This is a genomic window from Halomonas sp. BC2, from assembly GCF_002078115.1.
In the GTDB taxonomy this organism is placed as follows: Bacteria; Pseudomonadota; Gammaproteobacteria; order Pseudomonadales; family Halomonadaceae; genus Vreelandella; species Vreelandella stevensii.
In genome coordinates, this window is sequence record NZ_LFGT01000028.1 from 11,960 (window position 1) to 23,516 (window position 11,557).

General features: G+C 63.0%; 11 protein-coding genes. 3 read left to right on the forward strand and 8 right to left on the reverse strand.

Features of this window, described 5'->3' with window-relative positions; all coding sequences use genetic code 11:
- Positions 1 to 633: GTP cyclohydrolase II (locus B7L71_RS15845; RefSeq protein ID WP_139790158.1), on the forward strand; the 633-nt coding region annotated here is incomplete at its 5' end.
- A 124-nt stretch (positions 634 to 757) separates the two neighbouring features.
- Here B7L71_RS15845 and B7L71_RS15850 read toward each other — a convergent pair.
- From B7L71_RS15850 to B7L71_RS15865, 4 genes are read right to left on the reverse strand one after another with little or no spacing between them, the layout of a single operon-like run.
- Positions 758 to 1,528, reverse strand: a complete 771-nt coding sequence (locus tag B7L71_RS15850; protein ID WP_081139068.1) for a creatininase family protein — start codon at positions 1,526 to 1,528, stop codon at positions 758 to 760.
- Positions 1,529 to 1,564: 36 nt separating this feature from the next.
- On the reverse strand, positions 1,565 to 2,344 hold the full coding sequence (locus B7L71_RS15855) for an FkbM family methyltransferase (protein ID WP_081139070.1): 780 nt from the start codon (positions 2,342 to 2,344) through the stop codon (positions 1,565 to 1,567).
- Complete coding sequence (gene mdoH, locus B7L71_RS15860; protein ID WP_081139072.1) at positions 2,345 to 4,303, reverse strand: glucans biosynthesis glucosyltransferase MdoH; 1,959 nt, start codon at positions 4,301 to 4,303, stop codon at positions 2,345 to 2,347.
- On the reverse strand, positions 4,296 to 5,825 hold the full coding sequence (locus B7L71_RS15865) for a glucan biosynthesis protein (protein WP_081139073.1): 1,530 nt from the start codon (positions 5,823 to 5,825) through the stop codon (positions 4,296 to 4,298). Before B7L71_RS15865 ends, mdoH begins: the two co-directional genes overlap by 8 nt.
- Positions 5,826 to 6,018: 193 nt before the next feature.
- Between B7L71_RS15865 and B7L71_RS15870 the strand changes: the two genes are divergently transcribed.
- On the forward strand, positions 6,019 to 7,629 hold the full coding sequence (locus B7L71_RS15870; RefSeq protein ID WP_081139075.1) for an alkaline phosphatase: 1,611 nt from the start codon (positions 6,019 to 6,021) through the stop codon (positions 7,627 to 7,629).
- Positions 7,626 to 9,035 carry a mannose-1-phosphate guanylyltransferase/mannose-6-phosphate isomerase gene (locus B7L71_RS15875; protein WP_081139076.1) on the forward strand — a complete coding sequence of 470 codons (1,410 nt, stop codon included), beginning with the start codon at positions 7,626 to 7,628 and terminating at the stop codon, positions 9,033 to 9,035. The genes B7L71_RS15870 and B7L71_RS15875 overlap by 4 nt, the downstream gene beginning before the upstream one ends.
- A 37-nt stretch (positions 9,036 to 9,072) precedes the next feature.
- On the opposite strand, the gene B7L71_RS15880 is transcribed toward B7L71_RS15875, so the two are convergent.
- The 4 genes from B7L71_RS15880 to B7L71_RS15895 all read right to left on the reverse strand — a co-directional run bounded on the left by B7L71_RS15880 (position 9,073) and on the right by B7L71_RS15895 (position 11,287).
- Complete coding sequence (locus B7L71_RS15880; protein WP_081139078.1) at positions 9,073 to 9,435, reverse strand: hypothetical protein; 363 nt, start codon at positions 9,433 to 9,435, stop codon at positions 9,073 to 9,075.
- 13 nt (positions 9,436 to 9,448) lie between these two features.
- A complete protein-coding gene (locus B7L71_RS15885; protein WP_039176560.1) occupies positions 9,449 to 10,381 on the reverse strand; it encodes a lysophospholipid acyltransferase family protein in 933 nt (310 codons plus the stop codon).
- Positions 10,382 to 10,384: 3 nt separating this feature from the next.
- On the reverse strand, positions 10,385 to 10,780 hold the full coding sequence (locus tag B7L71_RS15890; protein ID WP_081139079.1) for a DUF4870 family protein: 396 nt from the start codon (positions 10,778 to 10,780) through the stop codon (positions 10,385 to 10,387).
- A 117-nt stretch (positions 10,781 to 10,897) separates the two neighbouring features.
- Positions 10,898 to 11,287 (reverse strand): VOC family protein, encoded by a 390-nt coding sequence (locus B7L71_RS15895; protein ID WP_016914602.1) that lies wholly within the window; start codon positions 11,285 to 11,287, stop codon positions 10,898 to 10,900.
- Positions 11,288 to 11,557 lie beyond the last annotated feature (270 nt).

Sequence of the window (11,557 nt, forward strand, 5' to 3'; positions counted from 1 at the left end):
CTGGCCGGTGCGCCGGGCATGCTCAAGCGGGTCAGTGAAGCCAACATACCGCTGGAAGACGCGCCGCATAGCCGCTTCGTGCTGTTTCGCGAGCCCGATGGCCTGCGCGAGCACGTGGCAGTGGTGATCGGCCAGCCCGAAGCCCAGCAAGGCCCCGTGCCGCTACGCATGCACTCTGCCTGTTTGACCGGTGACCTGTTCGGTAGCCTGCGCTGTGACTGCGGTGAGCAGTTGCGTAATGCAGTGGCCGATATCCAGGGGATGGGCGGTGGCGTGCTGCTGTATCTGGCCCAGGAAGGGCGGGGCATCGGCCTGGCCAACAAGCTGCGCGCCTATACCCTGCAAGACAGTGGCCTGGATACCGTGGACGCCGACCAGGTGCTGGGTTTTGGCGACGATGAGCGGCAGTACGCGGTGGCGGTGGATATGCTCAATGCGCTGTCGATTCATCAGGTACAGCTATTGACCAACAACCCGCTAAAAATGGCGGCCCTGCGGGAAGGGGGGATCGAGGTCGTCTCGCGTCAGGCCCTGTATGGCAGCGTGACCGACCACAACCATCGCTACCTGAGTGCCAAGGCCAACCGGGCCGGACATTTTCTGGACGACGTGCTGGAGAGCCGTGGCCACTGAAGCATCAGGCGTCAACCGCTGAACACGCAAGCGCTGCCGCTGAACACGCAAGCGCTGCCGCTGAACATTTGAGCGCTGCCGCTGAGCCAGCACCCGGCTCAGCGGCATTATATGGTCAAGAGAGTCAGTTTAGGGCGGGCAGTCGAGCGGTTTCTTCCACCACGCGGGCCAGCAGGCCCGCATAGTGGCGCACCAATCGTTCGCCCAGGTCGGCGCTGGCGCCACGGGCATCGCCCGCCACTCCATGGGGGCTCAGGTCCTCTGCCAACCAGGCATAGGCCGCGCTGCCTTCGGCGCCCAGCAGGCCACCTTCGGGAGGCGTGGCGGGGGGCGTGGGCGTATACCCTTCGGTGTCTACCCACTGAGGGGCCAGGTGCAGCATCATCGAGGTCTCCAGCAGCCCTCCGTGCAGCCCATGGCGCAGCTCATCGGCGGCCAGGGCACCTTCCAGCGGCGGCAGCCGAGTATAGGTCGCCTTGACCACGCGCATGGCGTGGCGCTGGCGCAGAGTCAGGGCCGCCAGGTCCATCACGGCCTTGTTGCCGCCATGGCTGTTGATCATCACCAGCTTGTGGATGCCCGCCCGGGCAATGCTGTCGCCGTAGGCTTCCAACGCCTCGATGGCCAGCCTGGCGGGCAGGCTCAGGGTGCCTGAAAAGCTGGCGTGCTCATCGCTGGCTCCGATGGCCATGGGGGGCAGGCAAAGCACCTCGATGTCGTCGGGGAGCTGCGCCAGCATGGCCGCCTGCAGGCCCTCGCCGATCATCAGGTCGGTGCCCAGGGGCAGGTGGGTGCCGTGCTGCTCGATGGCGCCCAGCGTGATGAGGGCGATGGGCTGGCGCTGGGCCAGGGCCTGAAGTTTGGGCGCGGTCAGGTGTTGCCATTCATGAACCATAACAGTCTCTTCAAGGGTGATCGGTACGGCTGAGTGCTAGGCGTCGGTGAGTATCGGATGGTCGTGGCGGCAGGCGTAGATATCCCCCGACGCCAACTGGCCCGCTCCCTGGGCGAGCCATTGTTGCATGGCCTCTGGGGTTAGCCACTGCTCGAAGAGGAATCGGCGGCGCTCGCCTGCAATGGCGTTGAAGCGATACTCCCCCAGCCGCTGTATCTCTTCCAAACAGGCATGGCTGACCTCCAGCATGCCCGCCACGAACTCCACGGAGAGGGCCGCAACGGGGTGATGGAGCCCCTGCAGTACCTCGGCCTCGAAGCCTTCTACGTCGATCTTGATAAAGCGCGGGGTGCCATAACGTTCGATCAGTGCGTCCAGAGTGGTCATGTCGACCTGGAGAGTCTGCTCCCAGCGCACGTGATGAAAGCCGGGGTTGCGCTCGCCTACCTGATGGCGCCAGTCGTTGGCCAGCGTGGACAGGGTGGGGTTGCCTTCGCTGATGGCGATCTCGGCGACGCCGAGCCGAGGCCCCACGGCCAGCGGCAGCAGGGTGATGTCAGGGCGTTTCAGCAAGCGCTGAAACCACTTGGCTAGCGCTGGCTGGGGTTCCAGAGCAATGACCCTGGCCCCCAGGGCTTGAAATGCCGCGCTGCGATCTCCCAGGTGTGCACCCACATCGAAGGCAATGTCGCCAGGCGCGATGAAGGGGCGATAAAGGCGTTGCAGGCTGCGCTGCCGCCCCGGCCGCCAGTAAATGAACAGCGAGCGAGCCATGCCGCCTGCGCGGCGCAGCGGTGCCAGGGTCAATGAAGGCATTTAATGAGGCTCCTTGGCACGGGAAGCGGCGTTTCGGCGCGAGGACAAGGCCTTCAACGGTTGGCTGGGCATGTCACCGAACTGCTCCCGTGGGGGCTGGTTGGGGGTGGCCGAGCCGCTGACGATCAGACGTTGGGAATGACGTGCGCACAGGTCGGCGAAGTCCTGCAGCAGGGGTGGCGTCGGGCAGGCGGTGGGGATATGCAGCAACCCCAGCCGTTGGCTAGCCACCCCGCCCCAGGTGCCGCTGCTGGAGTACTTCACCAGCGGGGCTGCCGCGACCAGGCCCAGCCAGGCAGGTGTCAGCCAGCCAAAAGCCGAGGGTGAAAAAAGGATCATCGAGCCTGCCCAGAGGCTGCCGCACAGCGTCATCCAGCCAGTGTGCCGCCAGCTTTCCCGCCAGCTCAGCGAGCGCTCGCCCCGATGCTGGGTCTGCCAATCGATGGCGCGCCCGATCAGCACATTGATGATGAACAGGCTATGCCACGCCATCATCAACGGTGCGATCAGGGCGGCGAAGAGCATTTCCAGCAGCGTGCTGGCGATGAGAGCCAGGCGGCCATTGAAGGCGCGGGGGGCTTGCCATAGCGCCAGCACAAGGCCGAGTACCTTGGGAGCCAGCAGCATGCCGAGCGTTACGCTCAGCAGGCCAAGGGAGAGGCTGTGCGGCAAGAGCGGAGGCGCGCCGTTGTCGATGGCCTGGTAACCCACCATGAAGCTGGTGCACAGCAAGAGCCCAAGCCATACCAGCGATGAGAGATACGCAAAGGCGCCAAACAGAAAGTGCAGTCTGCTAATCGGGTGAAATCCGCCGCCGGTCAGCAACCGCAGATGTTGGAGATTGCCCTGTAACCAGCGCCGATCACGCTTGGCGAAATCCAGCAGGTTGCTGGGCATCGCTTCGAGGCTGTGATTGCCTGCCACGGGCAGGGGCGAGGCGGCGGAGGCCGTGGCCGAGGTATCCAGCAGCACTTGCCAGCCGCCACGCTTGAGCAGAGCGGCCTCGACAAAGTCGTGGCTCAATAATTCACCGCCCAACGGGGGCTTGCCAGGCAGGGTCGGCAGCCCGGCATGGGCCATGAAGGCACGGGTACGGATAATGGCGTTGTGCCCCCAGTAGTTGGCGGCGTCGCCTTGCCAGAAACTTTGGCCTGCCGCCAGCATGGGGCTGTACAGCGCCGACGCAAACTGAATGAAGCGGCCGAACAGGGTGCGCTGACCTACCGGCAAGGGGACGGTCTGGATCAGTCCTACGCCCGCGTAGCGCTGCATCTGATGCACCAGATGCAGCAGGGTGGTGCCGCTCATCAGACTGTCGGCATCCAGCACGATCATGTAGTCGTAGCGCCGCCCCCAGCGACGGCAAAACTCGGCAATATTGCCCGCCTTGCGGCCGCGATTGTTGGGGCGCCGCCGATAGTGCACGGCCACCTGGCCAGCCAGCCGCTGCTGCAGGGCGGCCACATGGGCGGCCTCTTCGGCCGCCTGGTCAGCCTGCTGCGTGTCGCTGAGGATGAACACCTCGAAATGCGCTTGTAACGGGGTGGCTGCATAGTGAGGGTTGCTGCTCATTTCCTGGAGCAACGAGCGACAGGTGGCTTCGAGACCGGCCAGAGTGGGGATGGGGGGCTCGGCATAAATCGGCATGATCAAGGCCGTTTTGCTGGATAGCGCATTGAGGGCTGGCCCATGAGACTGCCGTTTCAAGGTCAGAGGATCCAGCCGCAGGCTACACAAGATGAAGCCGCATACCGCTCCCCAGAAGGCCAGGGCAATCCAGCTGAAGGTCAGCCCAAACAGCACCAGCATGACGATGCGCCAGCCGAGCGCCAGGTTGGCGACCACGTTGGCCATGACTAGGCAGCCGACCACGCTGGTGCCGATGACCAGCGTGGCCAGCAGCGTACGGCGGGTATTCAGCCAGGGAATGAGGGGGCCAAGAGACGTCGAACTAGGCATCGGGATACCATACGTAGTTCCAGCTCTCGGTCAGTGGCTCCCCGTCGTGGGTCAGGCGCAGGCGTATATCGCTGGGGCGATCGGAGGGCAAACGGAAGGTGGCCCGCCAGCCATGGTCGGGTAGCCGCTTCACCTGGGGAAGCTGGGCTTCACCGTCCAGTACGCTGATGTCCAGCTCCGGTACGACATCCTCGGCCAGCGTTTCCAGGGGGCCGCCCATGAAGTCGACCACCAGCTGACGCTGGTCGGCAGACGCAGAATCGACTTCGCCAGGAACGGCGGCACTGCCCTGGCGCGTGCGTATCACGCGGCCCAGCGTATGCTGCTCGGGCTGAGTGTTCAGCGTATAGGTGCGGTAGTGAAGCGTGCGTGATTCACCCGCCTTCAGTGGCGCATCGGCTACCCAGTAGGCAACGATGTTGTCGTGGGTTTCATCCGGCGTGGGGATCTCGACCAGCTCGACATGGCCCTCCCCCCAGTCGCCAATCGGTTCGACCCATTGGCTGGGGCGACGATGATAGTGAGCTTCCAGATCCAGATAACGATCGAAGTGGCGCTCTCGCTGCATCAGGCCAAACCCCTGTGGATCATGGTCCATGAACGCGGAGATACGCAGGGCCGAGGGGTTTTGCAGCGGGCGCCATATCCACTCATCCTGGCCGGTGTGAGCCAGCAGCCCATCCGAGTCGTGTACCTGAGGGCGAAAGTCGTCGGGCCGCTGAGCCGTTGCTTCCCCAAAGGTGAACATGCTGGTCAGTGGAGCAACCCCCAGCTTGGCCACGTCGCTGCGAGCAAACAGCTCGGCTTCCACCTCGGCTTCGGTCTGTTCACCGGGTGTCAGCGTGATGCGATAGGCGCCGCTCAGCGATGGGCTATCCAGTAGCGCCATGAGCGTAACGCTCTCGTCCTCCTGCTCGGGCTTGACCAGCCAGAATTCACGAAACTCCGGAAACTCCTCCCCCCGCTCGGAGGCAGTATCGATGGCCAGGCCCCGTGTGGAGAGCCCGTAGGCTTGCCCCTGGCCTACCAGCCTGAAGTAGCTGGCGCCGAGAAACACCGCAAATTCGTCCGCGTAGTCCGGATCGTTGATAGGGTAGTGGAGCCTGAAACCGGCATGACCGCTGCCGCTCAGGTCGTGCTCCAGCAGTTCACTGGCCGCACCGTCGTAGGTGAAGTCCTGTTTGCTGAACGCCAGGGGAGACAAGGTCTCACCATCCAGCACATTCAGGGTGACCGGCGTTTGAAACAGAAAGCCGCTATGGAAAAGCTGTAGGCTGAACGGGCTTTCGTCTTTCCAGTAGGCGCGCTCCGAGTTGAAGCGAATCTGCCGATATCCGTCGTAGTCCAGTGATTGCAGCGCCTCCGGCAGGGTGGCTTCGGGTGCCTGATAGGGCGCATCGGCCAGCTGCTGGGCCTGCGCTATGATAGCCTCGAAAAGTACTTGTTCCTGGCTGGCCATGGCTGAGGCAGAGCACAACCAGCTCAACGACATCATCCAGCTTGCAACGGTACGACGGCCCATGATCGAGTTCCTTTCGTGGTCAACCCAAAGACGACAGCACAATGTGATATGAAATAATTAAACAAAAGCTGTACGCTTAACAAGTCCTGTTTATTGATTGTGGCACCGCAATGCGTTCTGACCAGCCAAAATGGGCAGGTCTGGCTTGTTCCATGGCCTTGTCAACGGCCTGTCAATTGCCCAAGAGGTGTGAATGTTTCGTCTCCTGCTCGCTATCCTGGTGGTCAATACATTACTGGTCATGCCGCTGTGGTGGCGCTTTGGCACCTGGGGGGTGCCGCTGTTGGCCTGGGAGGCTTGGGTGCTGGTGCCCACCTTGTGGTTGCTCCCTGCCCGGCCATGGCGAAGTGCCGCTGGCCTACTGGTGGTCAGTGCGCTGGCCTTGTTCACGCTCATCAATCTTGGGGATGCCGCCACCCACAGCGCTTTTGGTCGTTCGTTGAACCTGTATCTCGACGTGCCGCTGGTGCGTTCCGTTTACCACCTGCTTGTAGGTAATGTAGGCCAACTTGCGGCTATTTGCTTGATGCTACTGGCATTGGTGGTGCTATTGGTGGGCGTGTGGGGGGTGCTGCGCTTGTTGCTGCCCAGAGTGCCGCTTTCGCTGGCGCGCGGTCAGGGCAAGCTTGCCCTGGGCGTTCTGGTGGTGGCTGCGGGTTTGTTGCTGCTGGAGGCAAACCGCTACCGCTGGGTGCCCCATTCTACGCTGCCAGTAGTGCATACGGCACGTTTTCAGTGGCAGCAGGTGGTCTCGACCCATCAGGCAAGGTTGGCCTTCAGCGAACAGCTGCAGGCTTCGCCCATGGCCACCCAGGCGTTGCCTGGGCTGGAAGGGCGCGATGTGCTGCTGACCTTCATCGAGTCCTACGGCGTCACGGCGCTGGATGACCCGCGCTACAACCGTCAGATTCTGGCCACCCTGGCCGAGATCGAGACGCGCTTGGAACAACGCGGGTTATCGGTGGTGTCCGGGTTGATGGATGCGCCGATTCGCGGCGGGCAGTCGTGGCTGGCCCATGCCACCACGCTCAGCGGCCGTTGGATCGACAACCAACTGTGGTATCGGCTGATGCTCGATAGCGACCACCCCACGCTGATCGATGATTTTCGCGCCACGGGCCAGCACACGCTGACCGTGATGCCAGCCATTACCCTGGCCTGGCCCGAAGGCGAAGCCTACGGTTTCGACCAGATCGTCGCTGCCAGAGACATGCCTTACGCAGGGCCGCCGCTCAACTGGGTCACCATGCCCGACCAGTTTACGCTGGACTATACCCAGCGCCACTTGCTGGGCGGCTCCCCGGTGTTTGCCCAAATCGCGCTGATCTCCAGCCATGCCCCCTGGACGCCCATCCTGCCCGTGCTGGAGAACTGGTCGATGGTGGGGGATGGGTCGATTTTCGCCCCGTGGGAGAACGCGGCCGACCCGCCCGAGGTGATCTGGCGCGATATCGAGCGTATTCGTGACCACTATGCCTGGTCTGTGGACTACGCTGTGAAAGTCACCGGGCGCTGGGCAGAGCGGGTGGCCGATGAGCAAACCCTGCTGATTGCCTTGGGTGACCACCAGGCGGCGCCCCTGATTACCGGAGAAAATGCCAGCGCGGCGGTGCCGGTGCACATCGTCAGCGGCGACCCTGAACTGTTGGCCCCTTTCATGGCGCGTGGCTTCGTGAACGGTATGCTGCCCGACCTGTCAGCCACCTTCGATGCCCCACCCATGAGCCAGTTACGCCACTGGCTGCAAGAAGATTTTGGCGCAGTGGAACCGTTACCGGGTACGCAACCAAGGACGACACCATGATTCAACCCGTCATTCTCAGCGGCGGCAGCGGTACACGGCTGTGGCCGCTTTCCCGCGAGCAGATGCCCAAGCAGTTTTTGCGCCTGACCGGCGAGCAGAGCCTGTTACAGCAGACACTGGCTCGGCTTGCGGACATCACCGCACAGCCCGCCATGTTGATGGGCCATCACGCGCATCGCTTTTTGATGGCCGAGCAGCTTCGCGAAGCTGGCCAGCAGGGGCAGGTAGTGCTGGAGCCGGAGGGGCGCAATACGGCCCCGGCCATCGCCTGTGCCGCGCTGTTGGCACGCCAGACGGGGGACGACCCACTTTTGCTGGTGCTGCCCGCCGACCATGTGATTGGCGATGTGGCAGCGTTCACCGACAGTGTGCGGCGGGCCACGCTGTTGGCTGAGCAAGGTTATTTGGTGACCTTTGGCGTCGTGCCGACTCATCCGGAAACCGGTTACGGTTACATTGCCTGCGGCGCGGCGTTGGGGGATGGCCACCATCTGGATGCCTTCATCGAAAAGCCCCCTCTTGAGAAAGCCAAGGCCCTGCTGGCCGAAGGCAATACGCTGTGGAACAGCGGCATGTTCCTGCTGCGGGCATCGGATTATCTCGCCGAGCTGGCACGGCTACAGCCCGACATGCTGGCGGCCTGTCAGGTAGCGGTAGACGAGGCGCACCACGATCTCGATTTCCTGCGCTTGCACGAGGCCTCCTTCAAGCGCTGCCCCAGCGAGTCCATCGACTATGCGGTGATGGAGCACTGTGCCAGGGCCGCCGTCGTGCCGTTGGACGCGCGATGGAGCGACATCGGTAGCTTCGATGCGCTGATGGCCACGCACACCCCTGATGCGGCGGGCAACGTGGTGACCGGTGACGGCGTATTGCGGGATACCCAGCGCTCGCTGGTGGTGGCCAATCATCGCCTGGTGGCGACCCTGGGCGTCGAAGACCTGGTAGTAGTGGAAACGTCGGACAGCGTGCTGGTGGCTCGCCGCGATCATGCGCAGGGGGTCAAGCAACTGGTGGCGGCCTTGAGCGAGGCAGGGCGGCGTGAGCCCTGCTCGTCACCGCTGGTGCACCGCCCCTGGGGCAGTTTTCAGGCCATGGACAGCGGCCAGCGCTATCAGGTCAAGCACATTACCGTGCGCCCCGGTGCACGGCTGTCGTTGCAGCGCCATCATCATCGCGCCGAGCACTGGGTGGTGGTGAGCGGCACCGCCAGGGTCACCGTGGAGGAGCGCACCTTTCTGGTCAGCGAGAACCAATCGACCTACATCCCGATAGGGGCGCTGCATCGCCTGGAGAACCCGGGCAAGATTCCGCTGGAGCTGATCGAGGTGCAGTCCGGCAGCTACCTGGGCGAAGATGACATCGAACGGTTGGACGATGTTTACGCGCGCCACAGCGACGACTGAGCCCGCCGCTACTTCTTCAACACAGCCAGATGCTTCTTCACCACAGCCAGCTGCCAGGCCTTGCCGGGGGCTGGCCCTTGCGTACCGCCAGCCAGCCAAGCGTGCAGCGCACGCCCAGCCAAAGGGCCAGCAGCGGCCACAGCAGCGCGCCGAGAAACATCAGGGTCAAGGTGAACGTGACCAGGAAATAGAGGCTGCCGATCCAGAACGTACGGATCAGGTAGCGGTAGTGGGCCTGCAGCCAGGGCGCTGCCTCGCGACGGTACACATACGCCACGATCACACCTATCAGCAGGGTGATGTTGGCGGTGACCAGCCCGGCCAGGTACAGCGCATAGACGATCTGCGGCGGGCGCGTATCCTGTGGCGGGTTAGGCGGGTGGGGAGAAGATTCGGTCATGCCACTCTCGTGTTCAATAAAGGCGGAAATCGTTGGCGTTGGCGAGCCCTTGCTGCTCCTCCACGACCTTGCGGTAGCGCTTGTATTCCCATTGGTACTGGGGTGGGTCCAGGGCAATCGAAGCTTCCACGCTGGCGTTGACGCCGGTGGCTGACAGCGTGTCGTCCTCGCTGTAGACCCGTTCGTCGGCATCCAGAAAGTGAATCTCGAACCCCTTGCCGGGAATACGTCGTGCCACTCCCGTGACCACGCGAGCCTGGGTCCGTGCGACCAGCTTGGGTAGCAAGGTGGCCGTGTAGGCCTCGTGCCCGTAGAACGGCGCGAATACGCCACTGCCCCAGGCGGGTTCCTGGTCGGGCAGGATGCCGATGGCTTCGCTGCGCTTCAAGGCTTTCAGCAGGGCGGCGACGCCACGTGGGTTGGTCGGCACCAGCTGTGCGCCCATGCGCTCCCGGCCGTGGCGCGTAATGGCTTCCAGGTCAGCGATCTTGGGCGGTTCGTACATGGCCGTGAACGGGAAGTGGCTGGAGAGCCAGAAGTTGAGCACTTCCCAGTTGCCAAAGTGGGGCGCCAGTACGATGACGCCGCGCCCTTCGGCCCGTGCGCTGTCCAGCTTGTCGCGCCCGTGCACGGCCAGAATGCTGGCTTCCACCTTCTCGGGAGGCGCCATCCAGGCGTGGCCCAGTTCCAGCATGGTGGCCGTGGAGTGCTGCAGGCTCTGAATCGCAAACGCCTTGCGCTGCTGAGCGGACTGGTCTGGAAAAACCCGCGCCAGGTTCAGCTCGGTCACGCGTCGCTCACGCTTGCTGAAGCGATAGATCTGAGGCCCCATGAAGGCTGCAATGCGCCATAGCCGAGTGACGGGCCAGCGGGAGAGCATGCGCCAAAGCCCGGCGATGGCACGGGCCTGATACTGCGCCCGGCGGGTGTGTAACGGTTCACTCATGGATCACAGCAACCAACTGTCGACGTTGGAGGGCGCGCGCTTCTCTTGCAGCCCTTTGAAGCCTTTGACGCAGCGCACGATAAACCACACGGCAAAGGCCAGCAGCAGCGGGAAGCCGATGAGGATGAGCGTCAGCAGCGTGGCGATGCTGCCGTACAGTAGCCCGATCCAGAACGTACGAATTTGATAACGGTAGTGTTCGTCCAGCCAGACAGGGCCCTTGCCACGATACACGTAGGCAATGATCACTCCGATGACCGAGGTGAAGCCCACCACGAAGCTGGCCAGATAAAGGGCATAGATCACCATGGCCATGGTGGTGTCGGGGGCTGGCGAGGGCGTTTCAGGCGTGTCGGTGCGATTGACCACTTCACCTTCGATGGGGGTGTCGTCACGCATGGGCGTTCCTTCTTTTCGATTCGACGATAGCATCCAGCGGATACCCTGTTAGCCCGCCATGATAGCGTGGGCAGGGCGACTTATCACCCGTCGACCCGCCCAGCATGGCAGTCTGGCTCAGGGCTGGCGTGCTGCTGGTCGACAGATTTCGAGCAGGTTGCCGTCGGGGTCTCGCAGATAGAGGGATTCGATGGGGCCGTTGGCTCCCTGGCGGGCCACCGGACCCAGCTCCACATCGACTTCGAGCGCGTCCAGGTGCTGCTTGAACTCATCCAGCGGCAGCTGGCAGCGCAGGCACAAGTCCAGGCTGCCAGGCGTTGGGGTGGCCGACACCGGGGCAATGTCAGTGTCGGTTTGATGCAGGCGCAGGGCGGTATCACCCAGCAACAGGTCGACCCGTTGGGCATCTCGATAACGCACATCCAGACCCAGCACACGGGAATAAAAATCCACAGCGCGACCCATATCGGTCACGGTTACAACAAGATGGTCCAGACCTGAAAGCATGCCTCTTTCCTTAAATACGAACGTAAAACCAGAGAATACGATGATGCGGCGCTGCCCGCCATGTCAGCGGCAGTCGCATGACCATCGCGCCGTCGCAAGGCCATGACTGGGTCATCGACAGTGTCATCAGTTTGCCACGGTTGCATGGCTATGTGGGGTTTAAGGGACATATGGGTCGCGCGATGGGCGCCGGGCAGCTATTTTGGGAAGGGCACCAAACGTCATTCAATGGCTTGGAGTAGATGAGTTTCCTGCCAAGGAAGCATTCAG